Genomic DNA, 15363 nt, shown 5'->3' with positions numbered 1-15363 from the left:
AGGCGGGATCGCCGGTCACGTTTCCCCGCATCGCTCGCTTCTATTTGCGTCGACCGCGCCAAAGCGCGTTCAGACCGGCCACTGCGTCATAGGGTATCGCGGCGAGCTCGCGGGCCCACATCTTGGCGCGCAGTCGCTTCGGGCCGCGCGCGACGATCGGCAGCGGGCGGGTCGCGAAACCCAGCATGCGAAACAGCATGATCGCGCGCGGCTGGTGGTACGCGTCCGTGCACGGCTGGACCCTGGAATAGCCGTGCGCGCGGCCATAAGCGACCGCCGCTTGCACCGTCTGCAACGTATCGCGGCTGATTTCGTCCAGGATGAGCCTTTCCGCTGAGACAACCCCTTCGACCATTGTCGCCATCACGCGCGCTTCCGATGGACGATACGTCCCCACCCCGCCCGACAGGAATAGATCCACGCTCGGATCTGCTTCCGCAACCGCTGCCGCATAGCCGATGCGGCGCGCGAGGGCCGGACTGGCGCTGCCATCGGGACGAACTGCAGCGCCGAACACCACGACGAGGGTTCGCTCGGCTTTTCCGTGCACAGCCGTCATGAACGCTTAGCCTTTCCGGGCTGATCATCGGCGGTGTTCGTGCAACCGCAACCATAGCGCTCTCGCGGCACGTCGGCGGGGATACTCACTGCGGGGACGGGTTGCGACGCCGTCTTGGCAATCCATGCGGCACCGCCGTCGCGTCCGCGGGTGGACCCGTCGCCCCGAGGGACGACCCGACCATAGACCGGACGATCGGTTTCGCCGGGCGCGCCGCCGAACATTGCGGCGATATTGCCGTAGGTTGCGGGATCCCGGCCGTCGAGGCTGAGCCGGTCGTTGAGGTAACAGGCCGTCGCCCAGGCCGTTTCGGGATCGGGCGTCATCGCAAGGATCCGCTTCGCCCAATACATCCGGAGATTGTTGTGCATCCAGCCGAACCGCAGGAACTGGCGCTGGCAGGCATTCCAGCTCTCGTCACGCGTCTCGCCGCGCAACATTGCCGTCAGGCTCTCCTGCTGAGGCCGAGAGTCGCCGGAATGATCTGCCAAGGTGGCGCGGGCCCAACCGGCGATGCGGCCATAGCTTTCGGGCGCAGACATCGCACGGGCCTGGTAGTGAAACCACTCGCGCCACCCGAGCAGCTCGTCCGCGAACTTGATGCGGTGCCGCGCCCCGACCGAGGCTGCCGTCACCGCGCGCATGACTTCGCGCGGACCCAGCACACCGAAATGCAGATAGGGCGACAGACCGCTCGCACCGTCACGCCGCGTCGCATCGTTGCGGGTGGCGGCGTAATCGGGAAGCACGTCGTCGATCAGGCGGGTCAGCCGCGTCTCTGCCGCAGCCCGGCCGGCGGGAAACGCCGCGCTCACGGGCACGCTGTGGTCGATTGCAAGCGATGTGACGAGCATGTCGAGATTACCGTCGAGGGTGTCGGGTACGAACGGCAACGGGCCCTGGTACGGTGCGATATCGGTCGGTTCGTCGTTTGCGTCTACCCATGCCGCGCGTTCGGGTTCGTGGCGGCGCAGAAAGCCGGAGCGGCCGCTGATCCCGTCTCCCACCACGGCGGGCGGCACAAGGCAGGCCGCGTTGATCGCATAGACGGGGATCGGAATTCGAGCGGCAACCCGCTCCGTCTGCCAGCGCGCGACAAACGTTGGCTGGTCCTCGACAATCAGCGCGGCCGCGTTTGCACCCAGCCGATACACCAGCCCTTTCTCGCGATGCTCTTCACGATCGACGTGCTGGACGCAAGCAAGGCCGCGTGCCCGACACCCCGACGCAACGTCGCGGCTGGCACCCAGGATAAAATAATGCAGCCGATCCGAGGCGTAAGGATAGTCTTGTCGCACGCCGTGGTAGACCAGCACCGGCAAGCGCAGCGCATTGCCGAGGCGGACGGCTGCGTCGATCGCCGGATTGTCGGTGGCCCGCAGCGCCTGCTGGAGCCAGCACAGCACGTAGTGTGCTTCGGCCGCGAGCGGCACGGCGTTCAACTTCCGAACACGTGGCACTTCGCGCCAGTCGGACAGCCCGAGGGGTAACGCTGCGGTTACCATCCCATGCTACCCGGAACGCCCTTGAAGGGACCGGCCAAATCGGATGTGATCCACCCCCCGTAAAACCCACCGGGTTGCGGTCGCACACGTTCGCCGTCGATCGTACAGCGGTCGAACGGCGCGGCGTAGAAGGCAATGTGGTCGCGCAATATTACGAAGGCGCGCGTTGGGTTCGCGTAGCTCCACCCCACGTCGCGCAGCATCCGTCCGCCGACGTCCAAATGCCAGTAGCGTGCCTCGCCCTTCCATTCGCAGAACGATCGGCGATCCGAGGAACGCAACAAGCCCGAAGTGATCGAGTCCGGCGGGATATACCAGCTCGGGGGATGGCTCGTCTCAAGCGTACGCACTGCTGACGACGTGTCGGCGACAACGATCCCCGCATGGACGATTTGGATCCGCCGATGACTTGGCTCTGCGATTGCCGGTCGTGGATAGAGCCAGACGCTCTCCTGACCGGCGGCAGGCGTTTCGGGTTCAGGCCTCACGCACGTTGCTCCTTACCGTCACGGGGGATGGTCCCGTGGGATCGGTCTGAGCGGTTGTGACCGACATAATGCGCGACATGAAACAGCACTCCTCAAGACCGCACAACGGTCGAGATGCGTTTCGGTCGCCTGACATTCCCGGCTTGGGGAAACGCTAGGCGGTCGCCCCGAAGACCCCGTATTGCTCGCGCCACGCCGCGACTTCCGCCTGGAGATGCACGGGTGCCGTATCCCCGGAGAGGACAAGGGTGGCGACGTCGTCGCTGGGGTGCATCAACATCTTCTTTGCCCCGTCGCTGAACCACACGGGCACCAGCCGATCGCACAGGCTGTCGAGAACGGCTGCGGCCATGCTCTTGTCGATGGCGGCACCCGGATCGGTCGTGCGGACAATGATCGAGACGCCTTCGAAGCAGTTGCGCGGCGCGCGCCCGAAATTGAGCGACACCAGAAGGCCGGACCGATCCGGGCGAGCTTGGTCCGGCATCGCGGCCGTCCGCCTCCAACCGCAGAACCATGTCCGGCAGATATGCGGCCGGGACGCATGAATGCTGCACCCCTGGGCCACGAGATAGTCGCATGGCGTTCCGCCGGGCTTGCGAAATTCGGGTGTGTCCACCGTCAGGACGGTGCAGCATGCAGTGCAATCCCCACATGCGCGATCGGCGAGGACCGCCCCCAGCAGTATCGCTTCCAAATTCTCCTCGGCCTGCATCCCAGCGGATTGCCCCGACCGTGATGGAAAGACAAGCAAAGTCGGTGCGTCCGAGGCCGGTTGGTAGGTCGATTCGACGAACTTGATCGGCTGAGCTGGTTCACCCAGTAACAGGGGAGGGTTCGCTCGATGCTTTTTTTAGAGGGGAAATGCGACCGTCGTACGGTGCTGGCATATCCCGTACCCGTACCGATTTGGCACATGGATTAAACGGCCATCTCTGTCCGGTTTGGGAACGGACGCCGCGGTTTGGCGTTGGCGTGCGGAACTGGTTAAATATCTCTTAAGGTAGTGAAACATGGTACGGAGAACGCAGGGATCAGCTTGGTCCAAAAAAGCCGCCCAGCCTGCTCGGCGGCTCAACGACGATCCGCGCGCAGGCCTCACGCCGCTCGAGCTCACGATGCTGGACAAGTCGCTCAAGATGGTGGGCTGACCCCACGTCGATAAAGACAGAATGCGGCATGCAATTTCGTATGATCGAGGCCCGGCATAGGTAATAGAATCAGGCTGGGGCGTCTTGGACTGACTGTCAGCCGATGCCTCTGATCGCAATTCCGCTATCCGCTGCGAACAGCTTCCGGTGATATGCTGGGCATCTGGGGACGCGAGAAACGCGTAAAGGCCGCCGAAGTCTGCGGAAGCCGGGACCCTGCCCAGCGGCAAGATCGCCTCCGTCCCAGGAAACACGGCGGACTGCTCTTTCTGGCCAAGCGCTCCAACCCCCTTTAGCACGGTCGGGGCAACTCCAGGCGATACTCCGTTTACTCTGACTGCGGGAGCCAGTTCGTATGCGAGTTGTTTCGCGGCACCCACGACGCCATGTTTCGAATCTGTATAGAGAATGCCGCCACCGGAAGGCTCGGCACTCGCAAAGGATCCGGTAAGGATTGCGCCTCCGTTCTATCGCCGAAGCGCTTCCATAGCCGCACGCACGCCGAGAAGATATCCAACGAGGTTGACGCCAAGAAGTTCGGCCGCGGCAGGTCCGATCTGGTCACCGGCAATCGCCTTGAGCCTGGTCCCGTGGTCGAAGATGGCGGCGTTCCCGATGAATGTGTCGAGCCGTCCGAATGCATTGGGCGCACTTTCGACAGCGAAAGTGTTGCCGGCCCAAGTCGAAACATCCGCAGCGACCGTACACACGGCGGCACCGTGCAGATCCGCGAGGGGTGCGAGCCGATCCTTATCGACATCAACGGCGCACACGCGCGCTCCCTCGCGGATGAAGCGGTCAACGATCCCGCGCCCGATACCGCCGCCAGCCCCGGTGACCATAGCCACTTTCCTGTCGAGCCTCATGCCCATATTCGCTTCTTGGTCGCGCGGGACGGATGTGAACCGGTGTGCGGTATCGAAGGTCGTTACGCCATCTTTGCTCAGTGCGACGGCGCGCACCGCTGACAAAGCGCGACCTAGAACGACTATCGCTAGTGTTTCTTCACTTCGAGGAGTCGACCGGCTTCAGGCACGACGGGTTCGAGTTTGAGTTCGTTCAGGATTTTCCAGACGGTCGCGACCGCTGCGCTGAGGACCGGGATATCGAACTGGCGCTGGACGACGGGGATGGCGTTCAGCGATGGCATCTGGACGCATGCCGAGAGCACCAGCGCGTCGACCCCGGCGCTGTCGACCTTCTTCGCATATTCCGGCAAGCGATCCTGCGGCAGACGCCCCACGGCCAGATTGTCCGCTATCTCAAGACTAAGCGAGTCCTGCACCTCGATCCCCTCCGCCTCGATATAGTCGGCGACCAGCTTGGTCAGCGGCTTCATGTACGGAGTGATGATAGACACCTTGCGGGCGCCGATATGCTTCAGCGCTTCGACGAGGGCGCCCGCCGAGGTAATCACGGGAATGGGATTTCCGGCGGTTTCCATCGCCAGTCGCCCGATCGCCTGCTGGCTTTGGCGGTGATAGCCCGGCCCCTGTGCCATGATCGCGACCAGGCAAGCATAGGCCAGCGCATCGACCCGCGCATCCGCCAGTTCGACGGCACAGCGTAATGATTCCACGTCCATTGCCTTCAATTCGTCCGGTGTCACATGCTTCATGCGCATCCGCGACGAGTGGAAGGTGAAGCGATCCTCGGACAGGATCTGCTGCCGACGCAACAGCATCGCAGGAATCTCGGTTTCCATCGTGGTGTTAGAACTCGGGACGATCAGCCCGATACGAAAATCGCTCATAGCGTGGCTTCTTCCATGCGGTACGGGGCGAGGGTTACGACGGCGGGCGTCCCATATGCGTCGGGCCGCACATGGTGGAGCACCGGAAGCTTGTCGCGGGCACTGGCGACCAGACCGAGGTCCAGCTCCACGACCTGGCAGGTCGGGCTTGCGATGCCGAGGTCGACGATCACCTTCCCCCACGGTTCGACCACGAGACCGTGGCCGTAGGTTTCGAAGGCGTCCGTGCCATCGTCACCGCGAACCGTGGTGGAGGAGACGATGAAGCATTCATTCTCGATCGCGCGGGCGCGCAGCAGGGCTTCCCAATGCGCTTCGCCGGTCGTCTGGGTGAAAGCTGCGGGGACGAGAATGATCTCCGCGCCCGCCAATGCCAGTTGCCGGTAGAGTTCCGGGAAGCGGACGTCGTAGCAGATCGTGACGCCGATCTTCACCCCGGCGATCTTGACGATGAGCGGACGGGTGCCGCCCTGTTCGACGGATGATGCCTCGAACGACTGCCCGTTGATCCGCGCATCGAACAAGTGGATCTTGTCATATTGTGCGACGAGGGCACCCTCCCCGTCGTACAGCACCGCCGAGTTACGGATGACGCCATCGGCCCCGAGGTGCTTGAAGCCCCCCAGCAGCACGGGCGTCTTCGTCTCGCGCGCAACATCCGCGAGCTGCTGCAGTTCAGCGCTGCCGGTGCGCAACGCCGCTTCGCGCATTTCCACGTTCGTGCCCAGATGCAGGCCGTTTTCGGGGAGAAGGACGAGATCGGCGCCGTCGGCGGCGCATTGCCGAACCAAATCGCAAGCGATGTCGAGGTTGGCGGCGCGGTCCCGGGTTGCGCGCCACTGGGAGATCCCGATCCGGACGCACTGAGCGTCAGGCACGCGCCACCACCTTCGGCTCGAACTTCATGTTCGCCACGGTCCAACCGCCGCCAGAGTTCTCCATCGGTTCATAGGCGTAGACCTCGCCTTTGACGCCGGCGCCGACGACGGCGAGCATGATCACCCAATTGAGGATCTCATACTGCCCGTGGTCCAGCAGCGGATACGGTTCGAAATTGCTGATATCGAGACCACGGCCCGCCTTGAGGAGATCGAGCAGGAACCCATCAAAGGCCTCGTCCACCTTCCCGTACTTGCCGGGTTCGAGCCAATGCGACAGCCCCCCCGTGGCAAGGAAGCCCACGCGCTTCCCGGAGCGCTCGATCGCGCCGCGCAACGCCTCGCCGAAGGCCTTGGCCCCGAAGGGCGAGAAACCGCGCGCCGGCTGGGTGATGATCGGGACGACCGGAATGCTGCCGTCCTCCAGCATCACGCGTAGCGGGACGACGAGGCCGTGATCGAGCTCGACTTTGGACGACGCTTCGACTTCGAGACCCGCCGCCCGCACCGCTTCGACGAGTTCGAGCGCAAACGCGGAATCGCCGGGGACCGACGCGTCCAGATCGGGACGCTTGAAGAACGCCATGGATCCGGCATGCGTCTCGCCAACGCCGATCACGGTCGCCGCGGTCTCGAAGCTCTGAAAATGGCAATCGGCGCTGATCAGCAGGACATCGAGATTGGCCGCAGCGATATTCGCCTTCAACCGTCCATAGCCGTCCAGCAACCGCTGCACCGCATCGGCCGGATCGATCTCGGGACGCGCGATGAGGTCGGGGACATGGCTGCAACCGCCGGCGAAGTAGAGATTGGCAGGCGGCTGGGGCGGTTCCGTGCTGACTCGTCCGTCGAACACGAACTTCCCCGTGCTCGTACTGTCAGTCACATCGTCCTTGAACCAGCGGGTCACCAGAATGGTGATCCCATCGGCGAGGCCTTCCGAACGAAGACGGTCGCGATCGCCATTGGCAATCACCTCGCTCCATTCGGCATCGATCCCGAGCTCGGCCCCTAACACGACGGGGTCGCGCTTGAAGCGCGCGAGGAGGTCCTTGTTCTCGCCGAGCGAGAGGATCGCCTTCTCGATTGTCTTGCGGTCCATGTGTCTACTCCTCAGAGGGTAAGCGCGCCGTCGCGCACCACGACCGTGTCATCTACGGCGATCGTGCAACCGCGCATCGGGATGTCGAGGTGTGCGGGCGTTTCGCGATTGGCGAAACGGTTCGAGCCGGTCGACCACATGAAGTTGCCCTCGACCGACCGGAGTTCCTGCCCGTACAGCGTGCGCGGGTTGTAGACCTCGAACGCCGACCAGGATGCGGCAGGATGAACGCCCCACCCCATGTGCGAGGTCGCGTACACCGCTTCGTCGCCCCAAGTGCTGAGGTAATCGCGAAGGTTCGCCGCATCGATCCCATCGCCTTCGATCTTGCGGACGAAGCCCTTCTCGATGGTCAATTCCACGGGTTGCTGGACGTAACGCTGCCACGGGATGAGCGCGTCTCCGGGTTGGAGCACGATCGTGCCGTTGACGCTGCCATCCGTCGGGAAGCATGCGATGAAACCGCTCGGCCAATGGTCCCACCGGCCCGGCTCGTCGACGAAGCCCCATTGGCAAGTGATCGGCAAATCATCGCTGGAAATGTCGGCAACGAAATCGGTGCCGCCCGCGCTGGTCACGCGGAGCTGCTTCCCGGCCTTCAAAAGGTCGCGACCGGCTTCGACGCGACGGCGGATCTCGGCAGTCCCGATGAGGCGTTCGAGCACGTCGGAAGGCTCCGCCACGAACAACATCCGCCGCCCAGCCCCCGTGATCCGCGTGCGAACGTCGGAATGGATCAAGCCGCCGACAGTCACGTCGATGACCATGTCGCATTCGCCCGCGGCCGCCAGCAAGGCGGGCACGTCCGGCCCTGCCTTGTGCTCGAGCCCGGGCAGCGTGGGGTTGGACAGACTCGACGCGGTCAGGACGACCGCGCTGGCACCGACGCTCCGGGCGCCCGCAACGGCCGCATCGACATAGTCCAGTTTTTGACCATGTTCGGCGATGACACCGACGAGCTGGCCGCTACCGATATTGCAAAGCTGAAATTGAGTCGCGAATAGCTCGCTGAGCGTTGCCGGCACTTCGAATCTCCTCAGAAGACAGTCTTGATCGACCCGCCGTCGACGGCGATCGTCTGGCCGGTGATGTATTGCGCGCGATTGGACACCAGGAAGGCGATCGCATCGGCGGTCTCCTCGGGCCTAGCCCAGCGGCCAAGCGGGATCGCGGCCACAGATTTCTCGAACTCCGCCTCGATCGAGGTGCCGTTCCGCTCGGCGCGCCCGGAGATTTGCGTCTCCATCCGATCGGTCGCGGTAGTGCCCGGCATCAACTGGTTGACCCGAACCTGATCCGGCCCGAGCTCGAGCGAGAGCAACTTCACGAGCGCGCTCAGCCCGGCCCGGAAGGTCGCCGTAAGACAGCTGTTGGGGGCCGGTTGCTTCGTCCAGGTCGAGGTGATGAACAACAGCGACCCGGTCTTGCGTGCCGCCATGTGGACCGCCGCCGCGCGCGCGACCGTGACAACCGGGCGGAAGAGCATGCGATAAGCGCCGTCCCATTGGTCGATCGTCGCATCGACGAACGGCTGGATAGTCGGTCCGCCGGTATTCAGGATCACGATGTCGAGCGTGCCGTGCGCCGCCAAAACTTGCGGCACGAGATCCGCGACCGCGTCGGAAGCGAGATCTAGCACGACCGGATGGATGTTGGCACCGTGCGAAGCGACTTCTTGCAACTTCGCTTCGTTCCGACCGACGATGACGACGGTAGCGCCCTCGGCGGCAAGCCGCAGCGCGGTCGCCCGACCGATGCCACTGGACGCGGCGAGCACGAGCGCGACTTTGCCTTCCAAGCCGAGGTCCAGCGCCATTAGCTTGCCACCGCGAGAGCTTTTTCGGGGCATTGCGCGATGGCATCCATCGCCTTGTCCTCATCGCCGCCCGGTACCGCGCCGTTCGTGATCAGTTCGGGAAAGCCGAACTCATCAAGCGAAAACATGGACGGACACAGTTCGGCGCAAATGCCGTACCCCGTGCACTTGGTCCCGTCGAAATTGACCTTCATCGTGCTACCTCCATGGAGCTTTCAGCGAGCGCTTCGACGGCGGTGCGCGCGAGGGTCGCCGCGCCGTCGAGGAACGAACAGGCGCCGCGACCGCCGAGGGACGATCCCCAGCGTCGTAGATTCGTCAGTGTGGCGTCGGTCGACGTCCCGGCCTCTACCTCGGCTAGCGCGCCTGATATCGCCTGCGTGCCCTTCACGCAGACCCCGCACTGCCCCGCCGTCTCGCGGGCATACCAGGCCGCAATTTCGGCAACGATCTTGATCGGGCGCGAGGCTGCAGTGAGTGCCGTGAACGACCCGCAGCCGAAACCGCTTTTCTGGTCGCGAAGATCCTCGAAACTCATTGGGATGTCGATCAGGCTCCCGGGCAGGACGCCCCCGAACCAGCCGCCCGCAAGGATCGCGACGATCGGCCCGTCCAACCCGCCAGCAAGCCGAGCGTAGGCGTCCGAAAGCGCAGTGCCATAGGCCACTTCGAACACCCCGGGTTTGGAGCAATCGCCGTTCAGCGTGATGAGCGCGGTGCCGGGCGAGGTATCGGTGCCATATTTGCGGTAGGCGATCGCACCCTTTCGGGCGATCCACGCCGCCATCGCCAGCGTCTCGACGTTGGCCACCAGCGTCGGGAGTCCATCGACCCCGGCCTCGAACACGCGGGGCGGCTTTGCGAGCGGAAGCGCTGGACCGCCACTGATCGCGCGGCAAGCTGCGGACTCTTCGCCTGCGACATAGGTCGGCGCGACCTCGAAAATCGTGATCGTCGACGCGCGCGCATGGCAGTCCGCCGCGACCAGTTCCGCGACCGCGCGCCGGGCGGAAGCGATCGCGTCGGCATGCGAGACGTAAAGCACGATCCGTTCCGCACCAACCGCATCCGCCGCAATCAGCAGGCCGTCCAGAACGGCATGCGGACGGTTGACCAACAGCCAGCGGTCCTTGAACGAGGAAGGCTCCCCTTCCTCACCGTTACCGACGATGACCTTCGGGCCCGACGCCGCCGCCACGGTTCGCCATTTCACGTGCGCGGGGAACCCTGCGCCACCGCGCCCTCGCAACCCAGCGGCTTCAAGCTCATCGATCAGGACGGTCATGTCGACCGCCGAATAGGTCCCGAGCGCGCGTTCCTGCTCCAGACTCAGCGGGCCATCCCCCATGACCAGTCGAGGCTCGATCGTCGGGTCGGCATATGCCTTCGGGATGGGCGAGACTTGGCTCACTGTCCGCCCGCCGCAGCGATGGCAATGGCGGAATCCAGGTCGATGACCTCGCCGTATTTGGCCTGAATATCGAAGAGGCTCGCCTCATGGGGACCGCTGGCGCGATCCGCCACGCAATCGCGCGGCACGAAAACACGCAGACCGCTCATGCAACCGTCCACCGCGCTTGCGCGCACGCACCCCGAGGTGGTTGCCCCTGCGATAACGAGCGTGTCGACTCCCGTCTGAACGAGTACCGTCGACAGATCGGTGCCCGTAAAACACGACGTTGCGGTCTTGGTAAGCAGGATGTCCGTGTCCCGCAGGGTGAGGCGGCGGTCGACCTGCACTGCCTTGCTACCTGGAGTCAGGCATTTCATCGCTGGCATTTTAGCGAGCCAAACGGATGACGAAGCCCGCGCAGGATCGAAGACGATCGTCGAGAAAATTACGGGCGTCTTCGCGATCCGCGCGGCTGCGAGAAGTGTCGCCGTCGCCGCTACGGCCGCGTCGCAATCGGCGCCGCACGCATACGCTGGATCGGTGAAGCCGTTGATGAAGTCGACCACGAGGACCGCACACCGTTCGCCGGGTTCGATCCGGTTCCCGATGCCGCGTTTGGCATAGAGGTCCTGCAGAGCAATCCGCCGGTCGCCCTCATTCTCTGCAGACCCGCTCTCATGCCTCACGGCCACGACACTTCTCCTTGATTGAAGGTACGAACGCCGTACCGCCACGGCTCGTGAGGAACGCAGGCAAAGGCCCGACTGTGAGGGGCACTACCATTCGTGCGCGCCCTCCAGATTGACGAGATGGGACATAAACTTCCGCTAATGTGACAGCGTAGGGAACCGCCCCATGGCCCGTCGCGACCAGGCGCGTTTTCGCGCTCTGGTCGATGGTACGATGCTACCGCTGGATCGTCTGTGCTCAGTACACCTTGTCGCCCGCGATCGTGACCCGGAAGCCCGACCGTGTTTCCGGGAAATAGTCCCAAACGGCAAAATGCTGCGTGCACCGGTTGTCCCAAAAGGCGATCGAGTTCGGGCGCCAGCGGAAACGGACGTGGAAGTTCGGATCGTTGATATGGTCGAACAACACCTTGAGAACGCCCGCGCTCTCCTTGTCCGACAGCTCCGGGATCTTGGTGGTGTAGAGCTGGTTGACGAACAGCAGCTTGCGCTTCGTCACCGGATGCGTCCGGATGATCGGATGACGCGTGGTCGCGAACCGGTTGGCCTTGCGCTGATAGGTCGTGTCCTCGTCCGCGATGATGCCGAACACGTGGTTCCCATCGTGCACCGCCGTCAACGGCGCCAGGAACGCCTTCATCGGTTCGGAAAGGCCGTCATACGCGGCATAGGCGCTCGCGAAGAGCGTATCCCCGCCGCTTTCCGGAAGCGTGTGGATGTGGAGGATGCTCCCCATTGGGGGCTTTTCATCGAAACTCATGTCCGAGTGCCAATCCTCTCCGGCGACCGCCACCGAATTGTGGTCACCATGGATACGGACGATATCGGGTTCATCGGGCAGGCCCGCCACGCCGGAATGCTGGACGAGCTCCCCGAAGGCACGACCGAGCCGCTTATGGCTCTCATGATCGATGTTCTGGTCTCTGAAGAAGATGACCTGATGTTCCATCAACGCGGTGTGGATCTCTTCAAGCTCCTTGTTCTTCAAGGTCTTGGTAAGATCGACATTGAAAATCTCGGCTCCGATCCGCTTGGTCAACGGCCGAACATCCAGAACGTCGTAACTCATCGATCATCTCCTGCAGTATTATGGCAATTCACAAACCGGCCGTTATGTTTGCTGCCGCGCAACTTCGATGCGACGTCTATCCAAACGGCAATACTAAATTCTACCGCTACGATATCATGGCACTAATTGAGCCAGGTGTTCGGGACGGGACATTTGCTTGATAAAATGGGACATTATGGGATCTTCCAGCGGCCTTGCTTTCGACGCGTTTTCAGTGACCGGGGCGAAGCGACGGGCAGCCTCGACGCTATAATCTCCGCCTCTATTTCGGTCGGATCCTGATCGGTCATCGAAACCCTTGCCTTGTAAATTGGTGGACGCTGCAGCTTCAAATTGTCATCGCCAACCGACGGACCTGACCGCCCTGATCACGGTCATGCCTGGATGAGGTACGTCTCACTAAAGCGGCCGGTATGATGAACGGCCTCATTCTCTCGAACGCGGTGGCGCCGCCACTCGATCGGGGCGCATGCGAAGCTTTTCCGGAACCAACTCGAAAAGGCGCTCAAGCTCCGAAAGCCGAGTTCGTAACTGATCTCAGACAACGTTTTCACATTCTCTTCGAGCAACGTCTGCGCAATTTCGGTGCGGATCGATTGCAGAAGTGTCGAGTAACTATGGCCCAATTGCCCAAGCTTGCGATTGAGCGTCCGCCGGGTGATGCCGAGTTGCGCCGCCGTAAGATCGGCAGACGTCTCGCCACGCGCAAGAAGGCTCAAGATGATGTTGATCGTCCGCTGGTCGAACCGCACTGCCGATCCAATACGAAGCGTCTTCAAATAGGCTTCGGCATGCCGCCGCAAATCCATGCTCGCCCCGTTGAGGGGGGTATCGAGATCCGATTGGCGCATGACGATGCCGGTAAAATCATGGCCATACTCCACCGGACAGCGGAACAGCGTGTAGGCGCGGTGGCGATATGGCGACACTGGATGCGCGAAGCAGACCAATTGCGGCTTCCATGTTGGATCAATCAGTTGCCGGATGATCTGGACCAGTCGAGCACAGGTCAGTTCGACAAGCTGGCGGCCGGACGTCACACGATCGAGACTGAAATTTTGCATCAGGATCGGATCCTCGTCGTCCTCGTTCAGCGTGATCGAAAACGCATCGGTATTGATCGCAAGGTTTGCCGACAGGGTCCGTAGCGCGGCACGGACGTTGGCCTCCTCGCGCATGAGAAGCGCCAGTGGACCGAAGTCCGGGGATCCTTGTTGCATCGCGACCTGGAGCCCGAAATCGCCGACCTTTGCGGCCTCTGATGCGCGTTCCAGCAACCTGCTTACGGACAAGGCCGACAGGCGGAACTCGGGTTCGCGAAGGTAGCGTCGATCGATCGCCACGGAATCGAGCAAACTGGTTACATCGAGCCCGACATCGGTTGCCATCCGATCAAACCCCCGAAGAAGCCTCGCGCGAATAGTGAGTTCCTGGAGCATCTTACATTCTCCAATTGGCTGTCCGTTCTGACCTCAAGGTTCGGGAGTTACCGAACCCAGAAAGGCAGACCAGAAGCCGATTAACGCATCGCTTTTCCGCCCACCGGAAGGTTCTCAAAGCTCATCGCTGGGAAAGGATGTCTCGGGCCACTGGTCGAGCGGCGCGCTCATCATGTCCGCGTAGAATTTATAGAGGTTGCGCTGCACCCCCTCCTCGTACCGCGGTGCATAAACGACGCCGGGCCCCGGGAAATCGGTCAGGCGCTGCGCAATTCCAGTGTCCGGCAAGCCCATGCGATAGTTCAATTTGAGATCGAGCACCTCTGCGCTCACCGAGCCACCGGTCTGATGGATCATGCTCCACGGCTCGCTGTCATCCATCTCGAACAGCCCCCCAACCGAGAAACTGGCGAGCGTAACCGCGTACTGGCGCTCCTTCTGCTCCTGCGTCATGTTCTTGTAGACGGGGAACTGGTTCCAGATTTCCATCCGGTCCGGGCCCTTGGGCTGCCATACCTTGAGCGAGATACCCGCGACCGGGGGCTGGTTGGGATCGTCGGTCGTCGGCACGATGATGAAGGTAAAGTTCGGAAACACGTTTCCGACGATCACGCGCGACATGCGCGCGGCATGCAGCTGATCGGCGCTGATCTGCGACGTGTTGAAACTGTCGACCAGATTCTGCGGCGACCCGAAGAAACGCGGCCCCGGATCGTCTTCGGTCATCGCCGACGAAAAGCTCAGGCTGTGCCCTGGCGCTGCCTGGATGTGATACCCCTTCATGTTCTCGACGAAGGACACCGGGAAGGCGTTCACTTCGGCAATCGACTTATGCAAAGTCGGGAGATGGTAATCATCGCCGCACGAATTGTCCGCGGCGGATTTCCAGTCGCCAGGGATGACGCACCGCTGCGGCGGCCCCATGAACTCAACGCCATGCTCGTTCAGGCCGAAGATCAGGTCGAGATACCACGCCATCCCGCCCAGATATTCCTTGAGCGACGGCGCCTTGGCATCGAGCGTCGCGAAAATCAGACCCTGGTGCGTATCGAGCTGCGCCACATGGAGCAGCCCATTCTCGCTCTTCGACATGTCGCCATAAGCGTTCTTCCAGAGCGGGCCGCCGACCAGGTCACCATTATTGGCGAACGTCCAGCCGTGATACAGGCAGCGGAACTGCTCCGCGTTGCCGCGATCGACGCGGCACACGTGCACGCCGCGGTGGCGACATGCGTTGAGCATCGCATGGATCTTACCGTCCTTGTCGCGGGTGACGATGTAATCGTCCTCCCCCATCTTCCGGAGCATGAAATCGCCGGGGTTGGGGATCTCGGAAACGTGACCGAGATACAGCCAGCAGCGAGCGAAAATCCGGCGCAGCTCTTCCTTGTAGACTCGCTCGTTGCCGAAGATCCGGGCAGGAACCCAACCGGCGCCCACACCGTCGTCCACTTCCCGCATGATATCGCGAACGTAAGTGTCGCTACGCTCGTGTTGGATGGGAGCATTCATGGGACTTCC

Annotated in this window: 16 protein-coding genes and 1 pseudogene; 1 reads left to right on the top strand and 16 read right to left on the bottom strand. The window is 62.7% G+C overall.

Annotated features, from left to right (window positions below; all coding sequences use genetic code 11):
• Nucleotides 1-40: 40 nt before the first annotated feature.
• The 4 genes from QBJ92_RS10935 to QBJ92_RS10920 form a co-directional block, all read right to left on the bottom strand.
• Nucleotides 41-559, bottom strand: a complete 519-nt coding sequence (locus QBJ92_RS10935) for a YdcF family protein (protein WP_277969730.1) — start codon at nt 557-559, stop codon at nt 41-43.
• The gene (locus QBJ92_RS10930) at nt 556-2064 is read right to left on the bottom strand and encodes a deoxyribodipyrimidine photo-lyase (RefSeq protein WP_277969729.1); all 1509 of its coding nucleotides are present in this window, start codon (nt 2062-2064) and stop codon (nt 556-558) included. Before QBJ92_RS10930 ends, QBJ92_RS10935 begins: the two co-directional genes overlap by 4 nt.
• Nucleotides 2058-2552: a DUF427 domain-containing protein gene (locus QBJ92_RS10925; RefSeq protein WP_277969728.1), complete on the bottom strand. Its 495-nt coding sequence runs from the start codon at nt 2550-2552 to the stop codon at nt 2058-2060. Before QBJ92_RS10925 ends, QBJ92_RS10930 begins: the two co-directional genes overlap by 7 nt.
• 154 nt (nt 2553-2706) lie before the next feature.
• Nucleotides 2707-3267, bottom strand: coding sequence for a YkgJ family cysteine cluster protein (locus tag QBJ92_RS10920; protein ID WP_277969727.1), 561 nt, complete (start codon nt 3265-3267; stop codon nt 2707-2709).
• Between the two features lie 298 nt (nt 3268-3565).
• Between QBJ92_RS10920 and QBJ92_RS10915 the strand changes: the two genes are divergently transcribed.
• Nucleotides 3566-3703 carry a hypothetical protein gene (locus QBJ92_RS10915; protein ID WP_277969726.1) on the top strand — a complete coding sequence of 46 codons (138 nt, stop codon included), beginning with the start codon at nt 3566-3568 and terminating at the stop codon, nt 3701-3703.
• Nucleotides 3704-3903: 200 nt separating this feature from the next.
• Here QBJ92_RS10915 and QBJ92_RS20640 read toward each other — a convergent pair.
• From QBJ92_RS20640 to QBJ92_RS10855, 12 genes and pseudogenes are all read right to left on the bottom strand, one after another.
• Nucleotides 3904-4545, bottom strand: a pseudogene (locus QBJ92_RS20640) (SDR family NAD(P)-dependent oxidoreductase); the annotation flags it as partial.
• 152 nt (nt 4546-4697) lie between these two features.
• On the bottom strand, nt 4698-5456 hold the full coding sequence (locus QBJ92_RS10905; protein ID WP_277969724.1) for a maleate cis-trans isomerase family protein: 759 nt from the start codon (nt 5454-5456) through the stop codon (nt 4698-4700).
• Nucleotides 5453-6334, bottom strand: a complete 882-nt coding sequence (locus tag QBJ92_RS10900; protein ID WP_277969723.1) for a nitrilase-related carbon-nitrogen hydrolase — start codon at nt 6332-6334, stop codon at nt 5453-5455. The genes QBJ92_RS10905 and QBJ92_RS10900 overlap by 4 nt, the downstream gene beginning before the upstream one ends.
• Nucleotides 6327-7436 (bottom strand): hypothetical protein, encoded by a 1110-nt coding sequence (locus QBJ92_RS10895; RefSeq protein WP_277969722.1) that lies wholly within the window; start codon nt 7434-7436, stop codon nt 6327-6329. The genes QBJ92_RS10900 and QBJ92_RS10895 overlap by 8 nt, the downstream gene beginning before the upstream one ends.
• Nucleotides 7437-7447: 11 nt before the next feature.
• A complete protein-coding gene (locus QBJ92_RS10890; protein ID WP_277969721.1) occupies nt 7448-8461 on the bottom strand; it encodes a hypothetical protein in 1014 nt (337 codons plus the stop codon).
• An 11-nt stretch (nt 8462-8472) separates the two neighbouring features.
• Entirely contained in the window at nt 8473-9252 is a 780-nt protein-coding gene (locus QBJ92_RS10885) for an SDR family oxidoreductase (protein WP_277969720.1), read from the bottom strand.
• Nucleotides 9252-9446: a ferredoxin gene (locus tag QBJ92_RS10880; protein ID WP_277969719.1), complete on the bottom strand. Its 195-nt coding sequence runs from the start codon at nt 9444-9446 to the stop codon at nt 9252-9254. Before QBJ92_RS10880 ends, QBJ92_RS10885 begins: the two co-directional genes overlap by 1 nt.
• Complete coding sequence (locus tag QBJ92_RS10875) at nt 9443-10663, bottom strand: NADH-ubiquinone oxidoreductase-F iron-sulfur binding region domain-containing protein (protein ID WP_277969718.1); 1221 nt, start codon at nt 10661-10663, stop codon at nt 9443-9445. Before QBJ92_RS10875 ends, QBJ92_RS10880 begins: the two co-directional genes overlap by 4 nt.
• On the bottom strand, nt 10660-11211 hold the full coding sequence (locus tag QBJ92_RS10870; protein ID WP_277969717.1) for an isochorismatase family protein: 552 nt from the start codon (nt 11209-11211) through the stop codon (nt 10660-10662). Before QBJ92_RS10870 ends, QBJ92_RS10875 begins: the two co-directional genes overlap by 4 nt.
• A gap of 361 nt (nt 11212-11572) precedes the next feature.
• The gene (locus QBJ92_RS10865) at nt 11573-12403 is read right to left on the bottom strand and encodes a TauD/TfdA dioxygenase family protein (RefSeq protein ID WP_277969716.1); all 831 of its coding nucleotides are present in this window, start codon (nt 12401-12403) and stop codon (nt 11573-11575) included.
• 374 nt (nt 12404-12777) lie between these two features.
• Nucleotides 12778-13791 (bottom strand): AraC family transcriptional regulator, encoded by a 1014-nt coding sequence (locus QBJ92_RS10860; RefSeq protein WP_277969715.1) that lies wholly within the window; start codon nt 13789-13791, stop codon nt 12778-12780.
• A 165-nt stretch (nt 13792-13956) separates the two neighbouring features.
• Nucleotides 13957-15354 (bottom strand): aromatic ring-hydroxylating oxygenase subunit alpha, encoded by a 1398-nt coding sequence (locus tag QBJ92_RS10855; RefSeq protein WP_277969714.1) that lies wholly within the window; start codon nt 15352-15354, stop codon nt 13957-13959.
• Nucleotides 15355-15363 lie beyond the last annotated feature (9 nt).

Source organism: Sphingomonas echinoides (assembly GCF_029623395.1).
Taxonomy (GTDB): domain Bacteria; phylum Pseudomonadota; class Alphaproteobacteria; order Sphingomonadales; family Sphingomonadaceae; genus Sphingomonas; species Sphingomonas echinoides_A.
Note: the sequence above shows the minus strand (reverse complement) of the source record. Positions and strands in the feature narration are given on the sequence as shown.

Bases quoted from the DNA above. Each gene is read 5' to 3' on its own strand.
- QBJ92_RS10905 (WP_277969724.1), bottom strand. From the start codon at position 5,456: ATGAGCGATTTTCGTATCGGGCTGATCGTCCCGAGTTCTAACACCACG.
- QBJ92_RS10920 (WP_277969727.1), bottom strand. From the start codon at position 3,267: ATGCAGGCCGAGGAGAATTTGGAAGCGATACTGCTGGGGGCGGTCCTC.
- QBJ92_RS10930 (WP_277969729.1), bottom strand. From the start codon at position 2,064: ATGGTAACCGCAGCGTTACCCCTCGGGCTGTCCGACTGGCGCGAAGTG.
- QBJ92_RS10885 (WP_277969720.1), bottom strand. From the start codon at position 9,252: ATGGCGCTGGACCTCGGCTTGGAAGGCAAAGTCGCGCTCGTGCTCGCC.
- QBJ92_RS10915 (WP_277969726.1), top strand. From the start codon at position 3,566: ATGGTACGGAGAACGCAGGGATCAGCTTGGTCCAAAAAAGCCGCCCAG.
- QBJ92_RS10855 (WP_277969714.1), bottom strand. From the start codon at position 15,354: ATGAATGCTCCCATCCAACACGAGCGTAGCGACACTTACGTTCGCGAT.
- QBJ92_RS10880 (WP_277969719.1), bottom strand. From the start codon at position 9,446: ATGAAGGTCAATTTCGACGGGACCAAGTGCACGGGGTACGGCATTTGC.
- QBJ92_RS10865 (WP_277969716.1), bottom strand. From the start codon at position 12,403: ATGAGTTACGACGTTCTGGATGTTCGGCCGTTGACCAAGCGGATCGGA.
- QBJ92_RS10895 (WP_277969722.1), bottom strand. From the start codon at position 7,436: ATGGACCGCAAGACAATCGAGAAGGCGATCCTCTCGCTCGGCGAGAAC.
- QBJ92_RS10935 (WP_277969730.1), bottom strand. From the start codon at position 559: ATGACGGCTGTGCACGGAAAAGCCGAGCGAACCCTCGTCGTGGTGTTC.
- QBJ92_RS10860 (WP_277969715.1), bottom strand. From the start codon at position 13,791: ATGGCAACCGATGTCGGGCTCGATGTAACCAGTTTGCTCGATTCCGTG.